Annotated in this window: 20 protein-coding genes and 1 pseudogene; 11 read left to right on the top strand and 10 right to left on the bottom strand. The window is 66.3% G+C overall.

Annotated features, from left to right (window positions below; genetic code table 11):
* Positions 1 to 56 precede the first annotated feature (56 nt).
* From ACFQ4E_RS09200 to ACFQ4E_RS09165, 8 genes and pseudogenes are all read left to right on the top strand, one after another.
* Positions 57 to 464 carry a hypothetical protein gene (locus ACFQ4E_RS09200; protein WP_386802808.1) on the top strand — a complete coding sequence of 136 codons (408 nt, stop codon included), beginning with the start codon at positions 57 to 59 and terminating at the stop codon, positions 462 to 464.
* Between the two features lie 172 nt (positions 465 to 636).
* A complete protein-coding gene (locus tag ACFQ4E_RS09195) occupies positions 637 to 1,761 on the top strand; it encodes a DUF3734 domain-containing protein (protein WP_386802806.1) in 1,125 nt (374 codons plus the stop codon).
* Complete coding sequence (locus tag ACFQ4E_RS09190) at positions 1,758 to 2,504, top strand: acetoacetate decarboxylase (RefSeq protein WP_386802804.1); 747 nt, start codon at positions 1,758 to 1,760, stop codon at positions 2,502 to 2,504. Before ACFQ4E_RS09195 ends, ACFQ4E_RS09190 begins: the two co-directional genes overlap by 4 nt.
* A 6-nt stretch (positions 2,505 to 2,510) precedes the next feature.
* Entirely contained in the window at positions 2,511 to 3,149 is a 639-nt protein-coding gene (locus ACFQ4E_RS09185) for a cytochrome b/b6 domain-containing protein (RefSeq protein ID WP_386802802.1), read from the top strand.
* Positions 3,146 to 3,928, top strand: a pseudogene (locus ACFQ4E_RS09180) (3-hydroxybutyrate dehydrogenase). Before ACFQ4E_RS09185 ends, ACFQ4E_RS09180 begins: the two are co-directional and overlap by 4 nt.
* 139 nt (positions 3,929 to 4,067) lie before the next feature.
* The gene (locus ACFQ4E_RS09175; RefSeq protein ID WP_386802800.1) at positions 4,068 to 4,217 is read left to right on the top strand and encodes a DUF3096 domain-containing protein; all 150 of its coding nucleotides are present in this window, start codon (positions 4,068 to 4,070) and stop codon (positions 4,215 to 4,217) included.
* A 149-nt stretch (positions 4,218 to 4,366) separates the two neighbouring features.
* Positions 4,367 to 5,287, top strand: a complete 921-nt coding sequence (locus ACFQ4E_RS09170; protein ID WP_386802878.1) for an HlyD family secretion protein — start codon at positions 4,367 to 4,369, stop codon at positions 5,285 to 5,287.
* Entirely contained in the window at positions 5,284 to 6,822 is a 1,539-nt protein-coding gene (locus ACFQ4E_RS09165; RefSeq protein WP_386802798.1) for a DHA2 family efflux MFS transporter permease subunit, read from the top strand. Before ACFQ4E_RS09170 ends, ACFQ4E_RS09165 begins: the two co-directional genes overlap by 4 nt.
* A 19-nt stretch (positions 6,823 to 6,841) precedes the next feature.
* On the opposite strand, the gene ACFQ4E_RS09160 is transcribed toward ACFQ4E_RS09165, so the two are convergent.
* From ACFQ4E_RS09160 to ACFQ4E_RS09145, 4 genes are all read right to left on the bottom strand, one after another.
* On the bottom strand, positions 6,842 to 7,456 hold the full coding sequence (locus ACFQ4E_RS09160; protein ID WP_386802796.1) for a rhomboid-like protein: 615 nt from the start codon (positions 7,454 to 7,456) through the stop codon (positions 6,842 to 6,844).
* Positions 7,443 to 7,748 carry a DUF202 domain-containing protein gene (locus tag ACFQ4E_RS09155; protein WP_386802794.1) on the bottom strand — a complete coding sequence of 102 codons (306 nt, stop codon included), beginning with the start codon at positions 7,746 to 7,748 and terminating at the stop codon, positions 7,443 to 7,445. The genes ACFQ4E_RS09160 and ACFQ4E_RS09155 overlap by 14 nt, the downstream gene beginning before the upstream one ends.
* A 13-nt stretch (positions 7,749 to 7,761) precedes the next feature.
* Complete coding sequence (gene mprF, locus ACFQ4E_RS09150) at positions 7,762 to 10,350, bottom strand: bifunctional lysylphosphatidylglycerol flippase/synthetase MprF (RefSeq protein ID WP_386802792.1); 2,589 nt, start codon at positions 10,348 to 10,350, stop codon at positions 7,762 to 7,764.
* A gap of 129 nt (positions 10,351 to 10,479) precedes the next feature.
* On the bottom strand, positions 10,480 to 11,049 hold the full coding sequence (locus ACFQ4E_RS09145) for an HdeD family acid-resistance protein (protein WP_386802790.1): 570 nt from the start codon (positions 11,047 to 11,049) through the stop codon (positions 10,480 to 10,482).
* Positions 11,050 to 11,213: 164 nt separating this feature from the next.
* On the opposite strand from ACFQ4E_RS09145, the gene ACFQ4E_RS09140 reads away from it, so the two are divergent.
* Complete coding sequence (locus ACFQ4E_RS09140; RefSeq protein ID WP_386802788.1) at positions 11,214 to 11,891, top strand: response regulator; 678 nt, start codon at positions 11,214 to 11,216, stop codon at positions 11,889 to 11,891.
* Positions 11,878 to 13,257, top strand: coding sequence for a sensor histidine kinase (locus ACFQ4E_RS09135; RefSeq protein WP_386802786.1), 1,380 nt, complete (start codon positions 11,878 to 11,880; stop codon positions 13,255 to 13,257). The genes ACFQ4E_RS09140 and ACFQ4E_RS09135 overlap by 14 nt, the downstream gene beginning before the upstream one ends.
* An 18-nt stretch (positions 13,258 to 13,275) precedes the next feature.
* Here ACFQ4E_RS09135 and ACFQ4E_RS09130 read toward each other — a convergent pair whose 3' ends face one another.
* The 3 genes from ACFQ4E_RS09130 to putA form a co-directional block, all read right to left on the bottom strand.
* Positions 13,276 to 13,539, bottom strand: a complete 264-nt coding sequence (locus ACFQ4E_RS09130) for a hypothetical protein (protein WP_386802784.1) — start codon at positions 13,537 to 13,539, stop codon at positions 13,276 to 13,278.
* A 358-nt stretch (positions 13,540 to 13,897) separates the two neighbouring features.
* On the bottom strand, positions 13,898 to 15,370 hold the full coding sequence (gene putP / locus ACFQ4E_RS09125) for a sodium/proline symporter PutP (protein WP_386802782.1): 1,473 nt from the start codon (positions 15,368 to 15,370) through the stop codon (positions 13,898 to 13,900).
* Positions 15,371 to 15,423: 53 nt separating this feature from the next.
* Positions 15,424 to 19,083, bottom strand: coding sequence for a bifunctional proline dehydrogenase/L-glutamate gamma-semialdehyde dehydrogenase PutA (gene putA / locus ACFQ4E_RS09120; RefSeq protein ID WP_386802780.1), 3,660 nt, complete (start codon positions 19,081 to 19,083; stop codon positions 15,424 to 15,426).
* Positions 19,084 to 19,376: 293 nt separating this feature from the next.
* Between putA and ACFQ4E_RS09115 the strand changes: the two genes are divergently transcribed.
* Entirely contained in the window at positions 19,377 to 19,892 is a 516-nt protein-coding gene (locus tag ACFQ4E_RS09115) for a winged helix DNA-binding protein (RefSeq protein WP_386802778.1), read from the top strand.
* Positions 19,893 to 19,902: 10 nt separating this feature from the next.
* On the opposite strand, the gene ACFQ4E_RS09110 is transcribed toward ACFQ4E_RS09115, so the two are convergent.
* The 3 genes from ACFQ4E_RS09110 to ACFQ4E_RS09100 form a co-directional block, all read right to left on the bottom strand.
* Positions 19,903 to 21,204 carry a TRAP transporter large permease gene (locus ACFQ4E_RS09110; protein WP_386802776.1) on the bottom strand — a complete coding sequence of 434 codons (1,302 nt, stop codon included), beginning with the start codon at positions 21,202 to 21,204 and terminating at the stop codon, positions 19,903 to 19,905.
* A gap of 1 nt (position 21,205) precedes the next feature.
* A complete protein-coding gene (locus ACFQ4E_RS09105; protein ID WP_386802774.1) occupies positions 21,206 to 21,730 on the bottom strand; it encodes a TRAP transporter small permease in 525 nt (174 codons plus the stop codon).
* Positions 21,731 to 21,836: 106 nt separating this feature from the next.
* Positions 21,837 to 22,799: a TRAP transporter substrate-binding protein gene (locus tag ACFQ4E_RS09100; RefSeq protein ID WP_386802771.1), complete on the bottom strand. Its 963-nt coding sequence runs from the start codon at positions 22,797 to 22,799 to the stop codon at positions 21,837 to 21,839.
* Between the last annotated feature and the right edge of the window lie 165 nt (positions 22,800 to 22,964).

Genomic DNA, 22,964 nt, shown 5'->3' with positions numbered 1-22,964 from the left:
TGAACAGACCGGGTCGCGTCTCTCTGACCCGGACAGATGACTGAAAGGACACCGTCATGAACTCTCCCCTGCTCGCCCTCGTCTCGGCCGCCTGCCTCGCGGCGCCCGCGCTGGTGTCGGCCCAGCCTCTCGACTGCCCGGCCCCGGCGCCCGTCTTCTCGGAGGCCGATGCCACGCCGCTCGACCTGTCGACGCTCGCGCAGACCGTCGGATCGACCGAACTGGACGGCGCATCCTTGCACGCGGTCGCGGACCAGGTCCGCTCGGACTATCCCGACGCGTCCGACGCGGATATCGCCGACATCCTGATCACCGCGTTCTGCACCTATCTCAAGACCGACGCGCCCGAGAGCCATCGCAGCGAGGCGAATGTGACCGCCTTCGAGCAGGAAGCCTATGACGCGGTCTTCGGAGGCGCTCCGCCGCAGGATTACCCCCGCCAGGGATGGCTATACGGAAACTGATCCGAGCCGATACGAAAAGCGCGACCCGTCACCTCCGGTGGCGGGTTTTTCATTTGAATACAGCGCAGTGCCGAACCTGTCAGAGAAGTAAACTTGCCGAAAAGCGCGCGCCTGAGTGCGGTCCTAGATGTTCTTCAACGACGCGAAACGCGACTTGGAAGGACCGAATGACATGCCCGCCACAGAACTCAACGCACTGGTCTTGCAAGGCGGCGGCGCGCTTGGCGCGTATCAGGCAGGGACGTTCTCGGCGCTCGACGAGACCAAGCTGTCCTTTTCCTGGGTCGCCGGAATTTCCATCGGCGCGATCAACGCGGCGCTGATCTGCGGCAACCGCGCCGAGGACCGCATCCCCGCGCTCGAAGCCTTCTGGAACCGGATCACCGCGAACGTGACCATGTCGGCGCCGTTCTGGACCTCGGCCGGACGCCGCGCGTTCTCGGAGGTGGCGGCGGCCGAGGTGACCCTGGCCGGAGCGCCGGGGTTCTTCCGGCCGCGGATGCCCACGGAGTTCTGGCCCTTCGGCTCTGCTCCGAGCCTCAGTTTCTACGACACCGCCCCCCTCAAGGCGACGCTGGAGGAGCTTGTCGATTTCGATCTGCTCAATTCGGGCGGGCCGCGGCTCTGCGTCGGGGCCACCGACGTGGAGACCGGCAATTTCGTCTATTTCGACAGTCGGAAGACACGGATCGACGCGCGGCACATCATGGCCAGCGGCGCCCTGCCCCCGGGCTTTCCGCCGGTCGAGATCGACGGGCGCCACTACTGGGACGGCGGCCTCGTGTCCAACACGCCGCTGCAATACGTCATGGAAGAGGCCGAGGGCGACCAGCCGCTCTGCGTTTTCCAGGTCGATCTCTTCAACGCGCGCGGCGGTCTGCCGACGGATGTCATCGACGTCCAGCAGCGCGAGAAGGACATCCGCTATTCGAGCCGCACGCGACTGACCACGGACCGTTACCGCGATCTGCACGCGCTGCACCTCGCCGCCGAGCGGCTGGCCGCGAAACTGCCCGATGACCTGAGGGACGATCCGGACCTGGCGCAGCTGCGGCGCGGCACCGGCCCGTCCTGCCCGGTCACGCTGGTGCATCTCATCCACCGCAAACAGGGCTTCGAGGGCAGCGGCAAGGACTACGAGTTCTCGCGCCAGTCGATGGCCGATCACTGGAGCGCGGGCCGCAACGACGTGGCCCGGACGCTGTCTCACACCTCCTGGGGCGCGCGCCAGGTGGGCCGCGACGGCCTGCAGATCTTCGATCTTGGAACACAGGACACACAAGGAGCTACCCGATGAAAATGTCCGATCTCGCCGCTACCGCCTTTGCGATGCCGGTAACCAGCCCGTCCTATCCCAAGGGCCCCTACCGCTTCGTCAATCGCGAGTTCCTGACGATCACCTACCGCACCGACATGGAGGCGCTGCGCGCCGTCGTGCCGGAGCCCCTGGAGATCGCGGAGCCCCTGGTGAAATACGAGTTCATCTGCATGCCCGACAGCACCGGGTTCGGCGACTACACCGAAAGCGGCCAGGTGATCCCGGTGACGCTCGACGGCGTCGCGGGCGGCTATGTCCACTCGATGTTCCTGAACGACGACGCCCCGATCGCGGGCGGCCGCGAGATCTGGGGCTTCCCCAAGAAACTCGCCGATCCCGCGCTCCGGGTCGAGAAGGACACGCTGGTCGGCACGCTCGACGTGGGCTCGGTCCGGGTCGCCACCGGGACGATGGGCTACAAGCACCGCGAACTCGATCACGACACGGTCCTGAAGGGCTTCGACGCGCCGAACTTCATGCTGAAGGTCATCCCGCATGTCGATTGCACCCCGCGGATCTGCGAACTCGTCCGCTACTACACGACCGACGTGACGCTGAAAGGCGCCTGGGGGGGACCGGCTGGTCTGGAACTCCACCAGCATGCGCTGGCCCCGGTCGCCGACCTGCCCGTGCGCGAGGTCGTCTCTGCCGTTCACCTGATGACCGACCTGACCCTGGGTCTGGGCGAGGTCGTCCACGACTACCTCACACCGAAAGGATAACCGGTCATGATCGCTGCATCCCACCCCACCCCGACCGACCCCACTACAGATCACACCCTCTCGACGCGGCTCGTCCATGCCGGACTGGCGCTCGCGGTCGTAACCCAGCTGGTGACGAGCCTCGTTCTCGAACCCGCCGAGGACGGTCATGCCGGGAACCTCTGGTTCGAGGTCCACGAATATGCCGGCCTCAGTGCCTTCGCGCTGATCGTGCTCTTCTGGATCGTCCTGACCGCCCGCAAGCGCGGCACCCCGGCGGGCCTGCTATTCCCGTGGTTCTCTGGCGCGCGCCTCTCGGCCCTCTGGTCCGACATCAAGCGCCATGCCGGGGCGCTCCGGCATCTGCGCCTGCCCGCGCATGAGGGTGAAAGCCCGCTCGCCAGCGCGGTTCACGGTCTGGGCATCCTGCTGATCACGGCGATGGCCGCGTCCGGCACGCTTTACTACCTCATCGGCGACGGAAACCCCGACGCGGGCGGGCTCGTGGGCGTCGCCATGTTTGTCCACCGCGCGCTGGCCAACCTCGCCTGGGCCTACCTCATCGGCCACGTAAGCATGGCCGTGCTCCAGCACCTCTTCACCGATTTCAACCTGCGCCAGATGTGGTCCCTCCACTCGGCGCCCAAGAAGGACATCTCGAAATGACCCTCAAGGACAAAGTCTGCATCATCACCGGCGCGGCCAGCGGCATCGGCCACGGCATCGCCAAACGCTACGTCGCCGACGGCGCGAAGGTCGTCATCGCCGACCTGAAGCTCGACGCGGCCCGGAAAGCGGCGGAGGAACTGACCGCCTAAGGTCCGGGCGAGGCCATGGCCGTCGAGATGAACGTCACCGACGAGGCGCAGGTCAATGACGGTATCGCCAAGGTCGTCGACGCCTGGGGCCGGATCGACGTCCTGGTCTCGAACGCCGGTGTGCAGATCGTCCACCCGCTCGAGCACTTCCCCTTCGACGAGTGGAAAAAGCTGCTCTCGATCCATCTCGATGGCGCGTTCCTGACCTCCAAGGCCGTGATGCCGCACATGCAGAAGGCGGGCTCGGGCGCGATCATCTTCATGGGCTCGGTCCATTCCAAGGAAGCGAGCCCGCTGAAATCCGCCTATGTGACCGCGAAACACGGGCTTCTGGGCCTTGCGCGCGTCATCTCGAAGGAGGGGGCCAAGCACGGCATCCGTGCCAACGTGATCTGTCCCGGCTTCGTCAAGACGCCCCTGGTCGAGAAGCAGATCCCCGAGCAGGCCCGCGATCTCGGCATCTCCGAGGAGGAGGTCGTCAACAAGATCATGCTGGGCGAGACGGTCGACCAGGAGTTCACGACCATCGAGGACGTGGCCGAGGTCGCCCGTGTCTTCGCCGCCTTCCCGACCAATGCGCTGACCGGTCAGTCGCTGGTGGTGAGCCACGGCTGGTACATGAACTGACGCCACCCGCCGAATGTCCAGCCCGACCCGGAAAGGAGACTGAAATGTCCGTCCAGATGTTTTCCCGTCAAACGACCGCCCCGGCGCGCGCCGACCGGTCGACCCGCGAGGAGGCCGGCGCTCAGGCGCCGGGCCGCGCATGACCTCGGTCCTGATGGTCCAGCCGCTCCTGGCGCTGATCGCGGGCATCGTGATCCTGATCGTCCCGCGCATCCTGAACTACGTCATCGCCGCCTACCTGATCCTGATCGGCCTGGCAGGGCTCTTCCCGCATCTCTTCGGGGGCTGACCGCCCCAGACACACGGCGGCGGAGCCCGGACATGCGGCTCCGCCCCGGCAACCAAGGTCCTGCCATGAGACTTCTGAAACCCCTCCTTCTCGTCGCTGCCGTCGCCGCCATCGGAGGCGGATTGTGGCTCTGGTGGCAGCACTAACGCATCCACCCCTCGACCGACGACGCGTATCTCGAGGCCAATGTCCTGACGATCGCCCCGCAAGTCGGAGGCGCGATCGAGACCGTCGCGGTGTCCGAGAACCAGCATGTCGCCGCGGGCGATCTCTTGTTCCAGATCGACACTGCGGATCTGCGCGCCTCCCTCGATGCCGCTCAGGCGCGCTACGACGATGCGGTGCAACAAACCGGCGCGGCGATCACCGACCTGTCGTCGCTCGAGGCACAGGTGACGAGCGCCCGCGCCGCCCTGACCGACGCAGAGGACGCGTTCGAGCGGACCGACAAGCTCTTCTCGCTCGGAGACGTCGCGCAAGCCGCTCTGGACCAGGCGACGGCGGCGCGGGACCAAGCGAGGGCCGCGCTCGACACCGCGCAATCCGAACTGGCCGCCGCGCGCGAGCGCGCAGGCCGTCCCGGCGACGACAACCCGGCCGTGCGCGCGGCACGGGCCGAGCTGACCCTCGCGGAGATCGCGCTCGACAGGACCCGGGTCACGGCGCCGGTCTCGGGCTGGGTCGCCAATCTCGACCTGCGTCCGGGCGCGCTCGTCTCGCCGGACATGCCGGTCTTTTCGCTGGTCGAGGACGGCGATTGGTGGGTCGACGCGAATTTCAAGGAAACCGACCTCGCGCGGCTGCGCCCCGGACAACCGGTCGATATCGCGGTCGACATGTATCCCGGCCTGACGCTCAGCGGCTCGGTGAAAAGCCTCGGCGCGGGCTCGGGAGCGGTGTTCTCGCTCCTGCCGCCGCAGAACGCGAGCGGCAACTGGGTCAAGGTCACCCAGCGCTTTCCCGTGCGCATCAGCCTCGACAGCCGTCCCGACGATGCCGCCATGCAGCTTCGCGTCGGAGCGAGCACGCGCGTCACGGTCGATACCTTTGCCCTGGATACGGACAAATGAGCGTCGCCGCCGCCAGCGAAATCCCGGCGAGGGATGGCGTGCGCTGGACCATCGCTCTGGCCGTCGTCCTGACCGCGGTGCTCGAGGTTCTCGACAGCACCATCGTCAACGTGGCGCTGCCGCAGATCCAGGCCGCTTTCGGCATCACCAACGACCAGACGGTCTGGATTCTGACGAGCTACATCGTCGCCTCGATCGTGGTCATGCCGCTGACCGGCTTCTTCGTGCGCCGGGTCGGGCGGCGGCGGCTGGTCATTTCGGCCATCCTGGGCTTCGCGACCTTCTCGGCGCTCTGCGGCCTGTCCTGGAGCGTCGAAGTCATGGTCGCCTGCCGCTTGGGACAGGGCATCTTCGGCGCTTTCCTGATCCCGCTGTCGCAATCCATCCTCTTCGACAGCTTCCCCAAGGAAAAGCGCGGCCAGGCGATGGCCTTCTTCGGCCTCGGAGTGGTGGTCGCGCCGGTCCTCGGACCCACCATCGGCGCGCTGCTGACCGAGTATTTCTCGTGGCGGGCCGTCTTCTACGTCAACCTGCCCATCGCGGCCTTCGCTCTGACCATGATATCGGGCGAGCTGGCATCCGAGGACACCCGCGCCATCAAGGTCGACTGGACGGGCCTTGCCCTGATGGTGGGCGCAATCGCGTCGCTGCAGCTGATGCTCGATCTCGGCGAAAGCCGGGACTGGTTCGCGTCGAAGCTCATCCAGGTGGCCGCGATCACGCTGATCGCCTGCGGCACCGCCTTCGTGCTGCGCGGGCGCGGCAAGGCGGACAACATCATCGACTTCTCGCTCTTCCGCGACCGGAGCTTTGCCGGGGCGAACGTGGCGATCCTCGGCTTCGGCGTGGCGATGTTCGGCTCCATCGCGATCCTGCCGCTTTTCGTGCAGGGGCTTCTGGGATACCCCGTGCTCGACGCGGGCTTTCTGTTCATCCCGCGCGGCATCGCGGCGGGCGTGTCGATGGTGCTGACAGGCTCGGTTCTGGTCGCGCGGTTCGATCCGCGCAAGCTCTTGATCTGCGGGCTGATCCTGACGGGGACCGGGAACGTCCTTTTGGGCCAGTTGAACCTCAATGCCGGGTTCTGGGATCTCGCCTGGCCCGGCGTGGTGTCGGGTCTCGGAATGGGGCTTTTCTTCGTGCCAATGTCGACGCTCGCCTTCCAGAATATCGGCTCGGACAGGCAGGACGAGGCCTCGGGCATCTACGGCGTGACGCGGTCGCTCGGCTCGTCGGTCGGGATCGCGCTCGTGGGCTGGCAGGTCGCGAGCAGGCTGCAGTTCCACTACGCGACGCTGGCTTCGGGCATCACGCCCTTCGACGCGGCGGCGCGGGACTACCTTGCGCCGCTGGGTCTCACGCCCGGCTCGCCCGAGGGCGCGGTCTATATCGCCGGGCAGATCCAGCAGCAGGCCAGTCTTCTGGCGTTCCAGGATGCCTTCTGGCTGACCGGGATCGCGGCCTTCGCGATGCTGCCGGTGGTGCTGGTCCTGCAACGCCCGTCAGGCCGCTCCGCTCCGGCGGTGGCGCATTGAGCGGGGCGCGTGACGAGGGCTAACCCCGGCGAGGATTTTCACCGCCGAGCAGGCCCGACCGCTGAATGGAAAAGCCGATCACAAGGGCGATGGCATGCCCGAGATCGGCCAGCGGATCCGGCGAGGCGGCATATTTCAGACCGATCAGGGCAAGCACGGCCGCAAGCCACCACCCGGCCCTCGCCCGCGTGCCGATCAGGACTCCGATCAGACCGAAGCCGCCCATCGACATGCCGAGATCCGTCGTGGCGGCCAATGTCGCTAGGACTGGGAGGACGGCGACGGCGGCCAAAAGAACGAGCGTCGCCGTCACGTCGAGCGCGAAGAAGAGCCCAGCCGCGCGCCAGCTGCCGAACCGCCATTCCACAGCACCGATCACGCTGGCCGCAAAGACCAGCTGGCGCAGCGCCATCGACAGATCGTGCGACAGGAAAACCGCCGTCACGAAGCGGAGGAGCTTGCCGTCTTTCAACGCCTCGACGCCAATGCCCCAGTTTGCCAGCAACTCCGGGTCGATATGGCCGGACAACGTGCCCGCCAGGGCGTTGGCCGCAAGCATGAGGCAGAGAAAGACGAGCGTGACCGGCACGCGGCGAAGACACGCGCCCACGGCGCCCGGATCAGGGCGCGACATGGACCGCGAAACTTCCCAGAAGGGCGAAGAGCGCCAGCACGAGCAGCACCAGAAGCACATCGGGCAGCCGGTCCTGACGGTCGATCCGCTTGCGCACATGACGCATCCGCAACCACGCCAGGATCGTTACCGCGCCGCCGGCCGCGAAGAGGAGCCAGGTCGACCAGAACGGCACCGCCCGCTCGCCCAGGCGCGCGGCAGCGAGGCCGAAGCCCACGATGGCGACAGCGGTCCGCACCCAGGCAAGGAACACCTGCTCGTTCGAGGGATGGGAGCCGAAATTGACGATCATCGGTCTCTCCTCATCACGTCATCAGCCCGCGCAGGCCGCCCGAGACAAGCACGTTGACCTCGTAGAGGATCTGCGGCGCCGCCAGTCCGCCCGGGCAGGCCAGGTAGTTGGGCGACCAGACCGGATCGAACTTCTCCTTGAAGGCGCGCAGGCCCTCGAAATGGTAGAAATGCTCGCCATGCTCGTAGATGAATCCGCCGATGCGGTTCCAGAGCGGTGCGAGCTCGCGGTTTTCGACGCCCGCGAAGGGCGCGGCGCCGAGCGAGAACCAGTGGTAACCACTCTCGGACCCCCAGAGCAGCAGCTCGCCGAAAAGCGCGTCCATCGCGAAATGCGGTGCATCGGGGCGGTAGCGCATCAGGTCCATCGACAGCTCCTGCAGGTTCGCGCCCCGGAACAGGTTGGCGAAGGCGACGATCCGCCCCTCGGGGTCGCGCAGCACCGCGGTGTCGAAATTGCGCAGATAGGCGTCAGAGAACGCGCCGAGCGAGAAGCCTTTCTCCTCGCCCTGTTTCTGCGCGAGCCAGGCGTCCGAGACCTCGCGCAGCTCGGGAAGGACCGTGTCAATCTCGGCCGCCGGGATCACCGCGAAGCCGAAGCCGTCGCGCGCCGCGCGGTTGCGCGACTGGCGGAGGCCCTTGCGCTTGGAGCCGTCGAGGGTGAAGCCCCGCAGGTCGACACGCGCGACCTCGCCGATCTTCAGGACCGACAACCCGAGGTCGAGATAGGCGGGCAGAAACGCGGGCGAGACCGAGTAGAACACCACGCGCTTGCCCGCGCGGTAGGCCTGTTCCCGGAGCGCCCAGATCAGCGCCTGCCCGGCCTTGGGATCGCCAATGGGGTCGCCGTTGGCGATGAGCGATTTCCCGGTGTCGGCATAGGCGATGACGGCGGTTTCGTCCTCGGAGACGAGGAACAGCTTGTCGCCGGTCAGGGCGATATTCGCCTCGGCGGTGTCGCTTTCTGCCACCAGACGTCGGACGACCTCGGGGATCGCTTGCGCGTGGCGCTGCGCGGGGCGGTGGCTGATCAGCGAATTGACGAGGACCGCGGCGAGGACGATGGCGCCGACAAGGCTCGCCCTCAGGAACCGCGAAGCGTCGCCGTTCCAGCTGAACTGCCACCAGAGCGCGTTGCGATACGCGACATGATCGTAGGCGAAGAGCCCGATCCAGAAGATCGCCGCGCTCAGAACGAGGATGCTGAGGATCCAGCGCCGGTCGAGCCGGAAGAGAGAGATCTCCTCGGCCCGGTAGAAGGCCGGCCGCAGCAGGCCGAGCGTCACCAGCGTCGCGGCCATGACCCCGGCCTCGACCAGGTCGAGCCCGCGCATCAGCGAGAAAACAAAACCGACGGCAAGAAGCGCGGTCGCCAGAAGCCACGCGCGGTAGAGCTTGCGGTAAAGACCCGCGGCCAGCACGATCAGCAGCGTCCCGATAAGGCTGCCCGCCAGGTGCGACGCCTCGACGACGCCGAGGGGAAAGATTTCGCGCAGGAGCTCGAGTCGGGTGCCCTCTCCGGGCAGGTTGCCGGAGACCAGCAGCACGATCCCGGCGAACATCGCGAGCGCCGCCGCAAGGAGCGGGACCAGGGGCTTCAGAGCGCGCCACAGGAGGCCCGAGGTGGCCCTGAGCCGCACGCGCGACGCCCGCGCCGCGACGATAGCCAGTCCGAGCGCCGCAACCGCGAAAGGCAGAAGCGTGTAGATCAGGCGGTAGAGAAGCAGCGATGCCAGCACGTCCGGACGCCCAGAGGCCCCGAGACCGGCGATGATCGTCGCTTCGAACACGCCCAGCCCGCCCGGCGCGTGGCTGAGGATGCCGAGCCAGACCGCCGCGATGAAGACGGTCGCGAAGAAGGGCACGTTCGGCACGATATCGGGCGGCAACAAGACGTAGAGCGTCAGGGCGGCGCCGGACACGTCCAGAAGGCCCGCCCATGTAAGGCTGGCGGCCTCGGCGGGTCTCGGCAGCGGCACGGAATGGCCGCGGGAGGTCAGGCGCCGCTGGCCCGAGGCCAACCAGAGCATGTAGCCGCCCCACCCGACGAGCATGGCAGCGCCAAGCGCGGTCTCGAGCGCGGGCGCGATGTCGATCACGGCGCTCAGGCCGGTCGGATGCACCGTCAGAAGCACGCCGAAGCCAAGGATGAGCGCCGAGGCGAAGCCCGACCAGGCGATGGCGACGATCCCGGTCACCGAGACCAGGTCGAGACCGAAGGCCGAATAGACCCTGTAGCGCACGGCGGTTCCGGTCAGATAGGACACGCCCAGAAGGCCCGAGATCGCATATCCCGCGGCCCCCGTGACCACCGGCACCAGCGCGGGCATCTTGCCCGACGCGACGACGCGGGCCGCGATCAGATCGTAGAGCGAGATGCCCGCGAAGCTTGCCAAGGTGCAGGCGAGGGCCGCCAGAAGAAGCGCAGGTCGCGCCGTGGCGAGGTCCGCCTTCACGTCCGGCCAGGCCACGTGGCTGGCCATCCTGTGCAGCACGAAGACCGCGAGGGCACCGATGAGAACCGGGATCGCGGTCTTCACGACCGGATGTTCGATCACCTTCAATCCGCGCGACAGGACTGTCGGCAGGCTAGACATGGGCATGGAGGCCGTCCTCGAAAGTCTGAAGTTCGTTTGGCAGCGTCAGGGCCTCTCGCGTGATCGCGGCGAGAGGCGGAGTGGCAAGAACCGGCGAGGCGCTGCGCCCGCCGGTCTTTCGGGCATCCGCGCCGGTCAGTCGGAGAGCTTCGCCGAATTGGCCAGCATCACGAGCGACAGGCCCGTCGAGATCAGGTTCAGCCCCATCATCAGGCCCAGCGTCCAGCTTGCCGTCCAGGGCCAGCCGAAGAGGATCACGAGGCCCGCCGCGAAGGAACAGAGCCCGCTGAAGACGAGCCATCCCCAGTTCGAGACATGGTCGCTGCTGCGGAGGGCGAAGAGGATCGACACGATCCCCTCCACCAGGAAGGACAGCATCATCAGCACCGTCAGCGCGGCGATACCCGCGACCGGGAAGAGGACGAGCGCCACACCAGCGACGAAGAACATTCCGAAGGCCGCAAATCCCAGACGCCATTCCGGCACCGGCCGGATCGACCAGGAGAACCAGAGGCCGACTGCCCCCCAGAGCGTCAGCATCCAGGCCACCAGAAGCTCGGCCCCTATGGTCGCGACATGCGGCAGCAGGGTGGCGAGCGCACCGATCGCGATCAGGAAAACTCCGATCCGCCTCAGATGCGTGCTGCTCGTCCGAACGGCATCCGGGCGTGCGCTGCGTTTGAGAGAGGTGAGATACGTCTGCATGGGAGGCCCTCCGTCAGGTCCGGTCGGCAAGACCGGTCACAGGGGGAACCTAGGCATCCGCATTCGCCCGGGTTTCGCGCGAACCTTACTTCTGTGCAAAGAAAGCTGTTTCGCTGGCAAGGCGTCGGCGTTTCTCCTTAGATAGCGGCAAGGAGGTGGAGCCGATGAAGATCCTGCTCGCCGAAGACGACGCCAAGATCGCCGACTACATCGTCGCCGGCTTGACTGAACACGGCCATTCCGTTGATCACGTCGCCGACGGGCGCGACGCGCTCAGCTTCTGTCTCTACAACGAATGCGACCTCGCGATCCTCGACCGGATGTTGCCGGGGATGGACGGGCTGTCGGTGCTGAAAGCGCTCAGGGCGTCGAAGAAATCGCTGCCGGTTCTGTTTCTGACCGCGCTCGGTCAGGTCGAGGACCGGGTCGAGGGGCTGGCCGCGGGCAGCGACGACTACCTGACGAAGCCCTTCCACTTCTCCGAGCTTGTCGCCCGCATCGACGCCATCGTCCGCCGGAAGAGCGAGACGACCGTCGAGCCGACCCTGACCGTGCATGACCTGACGCTCGACCTTCTGTCGCGGACGGCGCGGCGCCAGGGCAGCGTGATCGAGCTTCACGCCAAGGAGTTCAGCATCCTCGAGATCCTGATGCGCAATTCGGGCCGGGTCGTGACGCGCACGCTGCTGCTCGAGCGGGTCTGGAACTTCAACTTCGAGCCGAGCACCACCGTCGTCGAGACCCATATGAGCCGCCTGCGGGCCAAGGTCGACAAACCCTTCGACACGCCCCTGATCCACACGATCCGAAATACCGGGTACTCGATGCATGGACCGCGGTGACGTCCTTTCGGGCGCCGCGTTCTCCGCCGTCCTGCGATCCGCCTTCGTCTTCATCTTCGTGCTGGTGATCTTCGGCTGGATCACGCTCGCCTATGTCGAGCGCAGCCTGATCGCCGAGCTGGGCGACGACGTGCAGCAGAGGTGGAGCATCCTCGCCACCGATCACGAGAACCAGGGCCACGAGCATGTCGACCGGACCGTCGCCAGTCTCGCGAACCTCGCGGCGGGCGGGCATCATGCGGTGGCGCTGTTCGGAGCGGACCAGGGACGGATCGCCGGAAACATCCTGAGCCGCCCCGCGGGAACGGGCCTGCAGGTCGGTCCGCTGGAGCATGCGGCCGCCTCTCCCGACGATCTGACCCGCGATTATGTCTATGTCTCGGGTCCGCTGGACGACAGCACGCTGGTGGTCGGACAGCGGCTCGACCTGCTCTATCACACCCAGATCCTCGTCTTCCGCGCCCTGACCCTGAGCGGCTTCCTCGTGGTCCTGACGATGCTTTCGGTCGGTTACTACCTGAGCGCCAAGAGCTTGCGGCGCCTCAGGGATATCGAGTTCGCGCTCTCGCAGACCAGCGAAGGCGACACCGAGGTCCGGATCACCGAGAACGGCGGCACGACGCAGATCGACCGGATCGCGCGGCAGATGAACCTGCATCTCGACCGGCTGTCTCGGATGATCGCCACGACCCGCAACACCGCCGCCGCCGCCGCGCATGACCTGAAATCGCCGCTCGGCCGAGCCTACCTGTCGCTCGGCAAGGCGATGGAGCAGGTCGAGGCGGGGCAGGATCCGGTCGAGGCGATGGCGGACACGCAGGACGAGCTCGAGAACATGCGCGTCATCTTCGACGCCTATCTGAGCCTTTCGAGGATCGAGGCGGCTGGAGACGTGCACCTGACCGACCGGGTCGACCTGGCCGAGCTGGTGGCGGATCTGGCCGAGACCTTCGCCCTGATCGCCGAGGATGAGGGGCAGTCCTTGAGCTTCGATGTCGGCGATGATGCGGAGCTGACCGTCGCGGGCGATGCCCAGATGCTGCAGCAGATGGTGGTGAACCTGCTTCAGAACGCCGTGAACCACGGCTCCGCCGGCAATGTCACGCGGGTGACGCTGAGCCGGTCGGGCGCCGATATCCGTCTGTCGGTGGCGGATACCGGCCCGGGCATCCCCGAGGCCTCCCGCGAGCGCGTCTTCGAGCCGTTCCACCGGCTCGATCCCAGCCGGTCGAAGCCGGGAGCGGGCCTCGGCTTGGCTCTGGTGCGCGCGATTGCCGAGAAACATTCGGGCCGGATCGTGCTCAGGGACAATGATCCGGGGCTGGTGGTTGAGGTGACCCTGCCTGCGCCGAGCGGGTCGGCCTGACCTAGGCCGCGAACGCCGTCAGGGGGGGTCCTTCTGCACGGTGTCGTCTTCGTCGCCGTCTTCCGGCGCATCCTGACCGCCATAGTCGAAATCGCTGGGATCGAAGCTCTCTTCGCCCTCGGCAATGCCGGTGACATGCGTGGTCCCGGTCTCCTCGTCGTAGACCAGCCCGTATGTCGCGCTCCCTTCGGACTTGTAGCGCCGGTACTCGTGGATCGCGGCGTAGATGAAGACACCGATGGCCGGTAGCAAGAGCAGGAGAGCGAGCAGTTCGACTCTCATATGACATTCCCTTCGGACGTTTGGACCGAGACATGCCTCAAGCCGCGCAACGAAGACGCGCTGTCGGGCAGGATGATCTGAGCGGATCTCGCACGCGCTGGCGGTTTCGCGCGCCGAGCGTATCACGCGGGCGGGCCGCATGGGAAAGACGTGGACCCGAAGCGCTTCGTGTTCAAGAGCCTGCGCCGGGCAGATCGCCGGTCACGGGGGGCTGAGCGGTTGTCCGAGGGATCCTCTCGGGGTGGTCCATGCAGTGCCGCGACGTCTGAGACCGGTGACAGCCGCCACGCTCCACCCGCCCAAAGAAAAGGCAGCCCGGCGGGACCGGGCTGCGCGTTGGTGTCGGACTGTGCCGAGCTTACTCGGCCGGGATCGGCCGGAACTCGTCGGCGCCTTGGGTCACGGTACTGACGACGAAGATCGACAGCATCGAGATCAGGAAGCCGGGGATGATCTCGTAGACGCCCGGGCCACCGAGGAAGCTGCTGTTCCAGCCGAGGCTGATCCAGAGGATCACGGTCACCGCACCGCTCACAAGACCCGCGACGGCACCTGCGCCGGTCATGCGCGACCAGGTCAGCGACAGGATGATCAGCGGTCCGAAGGCGGCACCGAAGCCCGCCCAGGCGTTCGACACGAGACCGAGCACCTTGCTGTCGGGATCGCCCGCGATGAAGGCGGCGACCACACCGACCGCGACGACCGCGATACGGCCAACGGTCACGAGCGCGCTGCCACTGGCGTCCTTGTTCACGAAGAGCTTGTAGAAGTCTTCGGCAAGCGACGAGGACGAGACCAGAAGCTGGCTCGACACCGTCGACATGATCGCGGCCAGAAGTGCTGCGTAAAGGAAGCCGGTGATCAGCGCCGGGAAGAGGCTCTCGGCGAGGAAGATGAAGATCGTCTCCGAGTCACCGATCGAGATGCCGTTCCGTTCGACATAGGCGCGACCGAAGATACCGACACCGACGGCGCCGATCAGCGAGATCGCCATCCAGACCATCGCGATGTTGCGCGCGGTGGCCACGGCCTCGACCGAGCGGACGGCCATGAAGCGCACGATGATGTGCGGCTGGCCGAAATAGCCGAGACCCCAGGCCATCAGCGACAGCCAGCCGATGAGCGTCATGTCCGGCGTCCACCATCCAAGGGTGAAGCCGTCGACATTGCTCAGCGTCTCACCGGCTTGGGCGAACCCGCCGCCTTCGCCCGCGTAGAGAACGATGGCCGGCATGATGATCAGCGCGAGCATCATGATCACGCCCTGGACGAAATCCGTCAGGCTCACGGCAAGGAAGCCGCCGATCACCGTGTAGGTCAGCACAATACCCAGGGTCAGCCAGACGCCGACCGAGTAGCTGCCGTCAAAGGCCGACGAGAAGAGCTTGCCGCCCGCCACGAGGCCCGACGCGGTGTAGACCGCGAAGAAGACGACAATGATCACCGCCGATACCATCCGGAGCGTTGTCGCCTGGCTCGGGAACCGGTTGGCGAGGAAGGCCGGGATGGTCAGCGCGTTGTCGTAGCGCTCGGTCTGCTCGCGCAGACGCGGGGCCACGACGATCCAGTTGATCAGAGCACCGATGAAGAGACCGATACCGATCCAGGCCTCGACGAGACCCGCGGCGTAGAGCGCGCCGGGAAGGCCCAGAAGGAGCCAGCCGGACATGTCCGAGGCCCCCGCCGAGAGGGCGGCGACCGCCGGTGGCAGGTTGCGCCCGCCGAGCACGTAATCCTCTGAGTTCGAAGTCGATTTTCGCCAAGCGTAAAAGCCGATGCCCAGCATGAGGGCGAAATAGGCAAGGAGACTGATCCATATGCCGATAGCCATGAAGTCCTATCCTTTCTGAAACGAGTCTTGAAAGTGATCGCGTCTGCCGCCGGTCAGGCGACGTCGGCCAGAAGGCTGGCGTTGCCGCCAGCTGCGGTCGTGTCGATACAGACGTGCCGTTCGGCGTAGTATCGCGCGGGCGCGATCACCTCGGTTTCGAGCTGGACGATACGGCCATCCCGCGCGGCGAGAGCCACGCGCAGGCTGCGGGTCCAGTCCGTCGCCCCCGCGGCGGCGACTGTGACAAGCGGGTCGATCTGCGACAGGTCGCCCGGTGCGACGGTGCCGTCGATGCCCTTGATCGGCGCTCCGGCCTTGGCGAGGTCCTTGACCGCCTCCTCGGCTCCGGGTGCGACGACCACGACGGGACATCCCGCCGCCAGGGCCTGAACGGCCTGGGCGAGCGCGGTCTCCGTCTCCGGCCCGAGGCACAGGATCGTGCCCTTGGGCGGCATCGACAGGCGGTTCGATTCGCCCGTCGGTCCGGGAAGATCGAAGGGGCCGTTATCGCAGGCGGCCGCGGCATTGATCGCGCGCCGCACCACGCCGCCCGAGCCTTGCGTCGCCCGGCGCAGAACCTGCACGCGGTCCACCCGCGCGGCCCAGCCGGTCGCGTCGAAGGATTGCAGAGCCTTGCTGACGGCACCCGCATCGACGGTCTTGGCGTCCGGCGCCGGGTGTTCGCTCGGGTCTTCGGTCCGGCGGAAACGGTTGACGTAGTTCGGGCCACCCGCCTTCGGGCCGGTGCCCGAGAGGCCTTCGCCGCCGAAGGGCTGGCTGCCGACGATGGCGCCGATCTGGTTGCGGTTCACATAGGTGTTGCCGACCTTGATGCGGTCGACGATGTGCTGGACCCGGTCGTCGATCCGCGTGTGCACGCCGAAGGTCAGACCGAAGCCCTTGTCGTTGATCGCGTCGATGGTCTTGTCGAGATCCTTGGCCTTGAAGGTCGCGACATGCAGCACCGGGCCGAACACCTCGCGCTCGAGATCCTCGATCCCGTCGAGCTCGACCAGCGCGGCGCCGACGAACTGGCCGCCCTCGGGCGCGTCGATCTGCTTGAGAAGACGACCTTTCTTCTTCTGCTCCTCGACATAGCCGGCGATGTCGGCCTTGGCGTCCGCGTCGATGACGGGCGCCACGTCGGTGTCGACCGACCACGGATCGCCGGTCACCAGCGCATCCATCGCGCCCTTGATCATCTCGACCACGCGGTCGCGCGTGTCTTCCTGGATGTAGAGCATCCGCAGTGCCGAGCAGCGCTGGCCCGCCGACTGGAAGGACGAGGCGACGATGTCATCCACGGCCTGCTCGGGCAGCGCCGTCGAATCCATGATCATCGCGTTGAGACCGCCCGTCTCGGCGATCAGGATCGCGTCCGGACCGGCGTTCTCCGACAGCGCCTTGTTGATGCGCTGCGCGGTCTCGGTCGAGCCGGTGAAACAGACACCGGCGATGCGCGGATCGGAGGTCAGCGGACCGCCGACGGTCGGGCCGTCACCCGGCAGGAGCTGGAAGGCGGCCTTGGGCACGCCTGCCTCCCGGAAGAGCTCGGCGGCGCGGGTGGCGATGAGCGAGGTCTGCTCGGCGGGCTTGGCGAGAACCGCGTTCCCGGCCGCCAGCGCGGCGGCAATCTGGCCGGTGAAGATCGCCAGCGGGAAGTTCCACGGGCTGATGCAGACGAAGACACCGCGGCCCGGAGCCGGGTCGGCATCGTCGAGACGCTCGGCCTCGGCGGCGTAGTAGCGCAGGAAGTCGACCGCCTCGCGGACCTCGGCGATGCCGTCGAGCAGGATCTTCCCGGCCTCGCGGCTGGCGATCGCGCAGAACTCGGCGATGTGGTCCTCGTAGAGATCGGCGATCCGGCGCAGGATGTCCGCGCGCTCGGAGACCGGCATGGCGTTCCATTCCTCGAAGCCCGCCTGGGCCGCGTCCTGGGCGCGGGCGACCTCGTCCTCGGTGGCGTCATGGGCGGTGCCCACGACGGAGCCATCGGCGGGCGAGAGCACGTCCTTGGCCGGACCGCTGGGCGCGGCGTCGTCGGCTGTCACGGGGCGCGCGGTCCACTTGGTCTCGGCGAAGGCGTCGCGCGCCTTCAGGAGCGGGCCGACGCTGGCGGGCTCTTCCATGCGGAAGCCCTTGGAGTTCTTCCGGCGCGGCGCGAAGAGATCGCCGGGCAGACGGATATCGGGGTTCTGGATCGGATCGTTGACCAGCGCGCGCGACACCGGATCTGCCGCGATCGCTTCGGCCGAGATCTCCTCGTCGACGATCTGGTTCACGAAGCTGGAGTTGGCGCCGTTTTCCAGAAGACGCCGCACCAGATAGGCCAGCAGGTCCTTGTGCGGACCGCAGGGCGCGTAGATGCGGCAGCGGGTGCCCGCGGATTTGCGCACGATCTCGTGGAGGGATTCCCCCATGCCGTGCAGGCGCTGGAACTCGAAGCTGTCGCGGTCATTGCCCGCGAGGTCCAGCACGGTCGCGCAGGTATGCGCGTTATGCGTCGCAAACTGCGGGTAGATCCGGTCGCGCATGTCGAGCAGCATCTTCGCGCAGGCCATGTAGCTCACGTCGGTGTTCACCTTGCGGGTGAAGACCGGGAAGTTCGCGACGCCAAGCTCCTGCGCCAGCTTGATCTCGGTGTCCCAGTAGGCACCTTTCACCAGGCGCACCATGATCTTGCGGTCGAGCCGTTCGGCCATGTCGTAGAGGTGGCGCAGCACGAAAGGCGCGCGTTTGCCATAGGCCTGCACGACGATGCCGAACCCGTCCCAGCCCTTGAGGCTCTCGTCGCTCAGAACCGCTTCGATGACGTCGAGCGACAGGTCCAGGCGGTCCTGTTCCTCGGCGTCGATGTTGAAACCGACCTGCGCCTTCGCGGCCATCTGCGCCAGCTCGAGACAGCGCGGCACGACCTGTTCGGCCACCGCCTTGCGATGGGTCGACTGGTAGCGCGGCGACAAGGCCGAGAGCTTGACCGAGATGCCCGGATTGTCGCGCACGTCACCCTTCGCGACACCGGCGATCTTCTTGATCGCATGCGCGTAGCTGTTGAAGAAATGCTCGGCATCGGCGTTGGTTCGCGCGGCCTCGCCCAGCATGTCGTAGGAGTAGGTGTAGCCCTTCTTCCTCAGGCTTTCGGCCTTGCGCAGGCCTTCCTCGATGGATTCGCCCAGCACAAACTGCTGGCCCATGATCTTCATCGCCTGGCCGACGGCGCGGCGCACGACCGGCTCGCCCAGGCGCTTGATCAGGCGGCGGGCACGGGCGGCGGGTTGCGAGGGATCGTCCTTGAGAACGCGGCCGGTCAGCATCAGCGCCCAGGTCGACGCGTTGACCATCGGCGACGAGGAACGTCCGAGATGCGAGCTCCAGTCCGAGGGTGCGATCTTGTCTTCGATCAGGTCATCGATGGTCTCGGCGTCGGGAACGCGCAGCAGCGCTTCGGCGAGACACATGAGGCCGACGCCTTCGTCGGTCGACAGACCGTATTCGTCGAGAAAGGATTCCATCATCGTCGGATCGGCGTCGTTGCGGACCCGGGTGATGATCTGCGCGGCTTCGGAGGTAATGGCCTGGCGGCGATCTTCGGGAAGTTCGAGGGAGTCGATCAGCGAATGGACGGTCTCCGCCTCGTCGATCGTATATGCGTCGCGGATCGCAATGCGGGTTTCGGATTGCGCGTCCTGGAATTGCTGTTTTTCGAACGTCATTTTCCCTCCAACGAAGTCTGTTGTAGCGTTTTTGTCACTGTTCGGGCTGATGCCGACTTACAAATGGAACAACTCCGCGCCGTTATCGTTCCGAACAGTTTCCGAGATCCGGCGATGTGTAGATGTGAGTCCGTCGTTGCGCTGAGCGGTCTGGCCAGAGCCTGTCGAGACATCGAATCATCGTGATCAAACAGATTTGTTTCCCTTGCGGCAAGGCGATGATGCCGGCGAAATCAACGATGTTTCACCAGCGTTTTCTCGACAATATCTTTCTGTCGCGCTAGGGTTTCCCTATGGAAAACACACGAAAACGGCGCATCGTCTCGTCCCGTCATCTTGCCGAAGGCGAGGGCTGGGAAGCCTCGGAGTTCGAATACGGATTGATCATCGCCTTCAACGCCTTTTCGCGCTGGATGGTGAAATGCATGGCCGCCGTCGGCCATACCGAGATGAGCCCGCTCGAAATCCTGGTGCTCCACAACGTCAATCACCGCGACCGCGAAAAACGGCTGAGCGACATCTGCTTTCTTCTCAATATCGAAGACATGCACACGGTGAATTACGCCCTCCGCAAGCTCTCGAAAGCGGGCCTCGTCGCATCCGAGAAACGCGGCAAGGAGGTGTTCTACCGCACCTCGCCAGAGGGCGCGGATCTCTGCCAGGCCTATCGCGAGGTGCGGCAGGGCTGCCTGCTCGAAGGGCTCGCGCGGATGGACCTGTCGGGCGAGGATCTGCGCGAGATCGGGGCGCATCTCCGGGCGCTCTCCGGGCAATACGACCAGGCCAGCCGCGCGGCCTCGTCGCTCTGAGGGACGGCCCTCATCCGCTCATCGCGTCCGGCAGGAAGGTCACGAGCCCCGGGAAGAGGGTGATCAGCACCACCGCGAGGAGCAGCAGGAAGAAGAACGGCAGCGCCGCCTTGGCGATCCGCAGGATGTCGATCCCGGTCAGCCCCTGGATAACGAAAAGGTTGAAGCCCACGGGCGGGGTGATCTGGCTCATCTCCACCACCAGGACGAGGTAGATGCCGAACCAGATCGGGTCGATCCCGACCGCCATCACCATCGGCATGATGATCGAGGTGGTCAGCACCACCACCGAGATCCCGTCGAGAAACAGCCCCAACACGATGAAGAAGAGTGTCAGCACGATCAGGAGCACGGTGGGCGACAGACCCATCTCGCCGATCCAGGCGGCCAGGTTGCGAGGCAGGCCGGTGAAGCCCATCGCCACGGCAAGAAACGCCGCCCCGAGCAGGATGAAGGCAATCATGCAGGAGGTCCGCGCCGCCGACAGCAGCGCATCGAGGAAATCGCGGCGCGAGAAGCTGCCCGAGAGGACCGCGAGCAGGATCGACAGGAGAACGCCCAGCGCCGCCGCGTCGGTCGGCGACGCGATCCCGGTATAGATCGCCCCGATCACCCCGACGATCAGGAGCGCGACCGGGATCAGGCCCCGCGCCTCCCAGAGCTTCTCTTTCAGAGACATCGCCATGTCGGGTTTCGGGATCAATCCGGGGTTCATCCAGGCCCGGACCGCGACATAGCCGCCGAAGAGCCCGACCAGGAGGATGCCGGGCACGAGCCCCGCGATGAAGAGCCGCGCGATGGATTGCTCGGTCGCGACGCCGTAGACGATCAGGATGATCGACGGCGGGATCAGGAGGCCGAGCGTCGCCGACCCGGCCAGCGTGCCGAGGATCAGGCTCTCGGGATAGCCGCGCGATTTGAGCTCGGGGATCGACATCTTGCCGATGGTCGCAGCTGTCGCCGCCGACGAGCCCGAGACCGCCGCGAAGATCGCGCAGCCCAGCACGTTGACGTGCAACAGCCGCCCCGGCAGGCGTCCGAGCCACGGCGCGAGACCGTTGAACATGTCCTCGCTCAGGCGCGAGCGCAGCAGGATCTCCCCCATCAGGATGAAGAGCGGCAGCGCGGTCAGGGACCAGGAATGGCTGTGCCCCCAGAAGGTCGTGGCCATCACGAGGCCGACGGGCGCATTGGAAAATAGCGTCAGCGCGACGACCGCCACGCCCGCGAGGGCCAAGGCGATCCAGAGCCCTCCGGCGAGAAAGACGAAGAGAACCGCGAGCAGGAAAAGACCGGTGACGGGATCGGACATCTCAGGCCTCCTCGGACGCGGCGATCACCGGCGTGCCTTGCCGGTAGGTCTGGACGAGACTGTCGACGATGGCGACGAGCAACAGGATCAGGCCAAACGCCATGACCGATTGCGGCAGCCAGAGCGGGATCGGCACGATCCCGGGCGACACGTCGTTGTAGTGCCAGCTCTCCAGAACCAGCGCGACGGTGAAGTAGCAGGCGAAGCCGACCAGCGCCGCCGCGACGGCCAGGGCGCAAAGCTCGGCCCAGAGCTGCCAGCGCAGCGACAGGCGCGACGTGATCAGCGAGACCTTGATATGCCCGCCCGAGCGGAAGGTGTAGGGCATCGCGAGAAAGGTCGCCGCCGCGAGCATGAAGCCCGAGAAATCCGCGTAGGAGGGGATGGTCGAGGGCAGCGGCAGGCCCAGCACGCGCGTCGTGAAGTTCAGGAGAACCTGCGCGCTGACGAGGACGGCGATGGCGAGGATCACGAATGCGGCGATCCAGCCCGCGCCCAGATAGATCCGGTCGAGGAGATCTCTCATCGGAAACCCTTTCGATGTCGAACGGTTGATCAGGCCGCGCGCGGCCGACGGTCTTGGGGATGTCGGTGCAGCGGCGCCCTTGTCCGGACGCCACTGCCGGGAGCCATCACTCCTGGTAGGTGCTCATCACCGAGAGCGCCGCGTCCGACGCGCTCTCGCGCCATGTCGCCAGCATCTCCTCGCCGATGGCCTCGAGACCGGCTTTCAGCTCGTCGCTCGGCTCGTAGATGGTCATGCCGTTCTCGGCCAGAACCGCGGTCTGTGCCTCGGCCTCGGCCTTCGACATCTCCCAGCCGCGCGCCTCGGCGGCCTCGGCGGCCTCCATCACGGCGGTCTGGACCTCTTCGGGCAGACGGCGGAAGGAGCGCTCGTTCACCACGACGATGTTCTTCGGCACCCAGGCGTTGATCGGGCTGTAATGGGTGACGAAATCCCAGGCGGTAGAGTTCGCGCCCGTCGAGGGCGAGGTGATCATCGCCTCGACCTGTCCGGTCGCGAAGGCCTGCGGGATGTCCGGGGCTTCGACCTGCACCGGCGCGGCGCCCGCCAGCGCGGCGAATTCCTCGAGCGCGGCGTTATAGGCACGGAAGCGCAGACCCGAGAGGTCCTCGACCGTCTTGATCTCACCATTGGTGTAGAGCCCCTGCGCCGGCCACGGCACCGAGAAGAGCGGCACGAGACCCTGCTCGGCCAGAAGCTCGGTCACGACCGGCTCCTGCGCCTCCCAGAGCTTGGCGGCATCCTCGTAGCTGGTGGCGACGAAGGGCTGGCTGTCGAGCCCGTAGGCCGCGTCCTCGTTCACAAGGCGCGACAGGAAGAACTCGCCGATCGGCACCTGGTCGGAGCGCACGGTGTTCTTGATCTCCGCATGCGGAAAGAGCGAGCCGGCCGAATGCACCGTGATCTCGAGCGCGCCATCGGTGGCCGCGGCCACCTCTTCGGCGAACTGCGCGATATTCTGGGTGTGGAAGGTCGCGTCGCCATAGGGCGTCGGCATGTCCCAGGACTCGGCGGATACCGAGCCCGCGACACCGGCGGTCATGAGAGCGGCAAGCGCAAACTGTTTCATCTCTGTCATCTCCTCTGTTGAACTGCGACCGCCGCACCCTGAGATGCGACGGGACAGGCGTTTATGATTTTACGCTTACAATTTGTCAGCGTTTTACGCACAAATCAACCGATTCATCGACGCGGCCTCTGACCATGCCGAGGCGCGCCCGATTCTGAGGCAGGT

The sequence above is a fragment of the Litorisediminicola beolgyonensis genome (genome assembly GCF_042679605.1).
Classification (GTDB): domain Bacteria; phylum Pseudomonadota; class Alphaproteobacteria; order Rhodobacterales; family Rhodobacteraceae; genus Litorisediminicola; species Litorisediminicola beolgyonensis.
The sequence above is the reverse complement of the archived record's forward strand: the minus strand, read 5'-3'. Positions and strand labels throughout refer to the sequence as shown.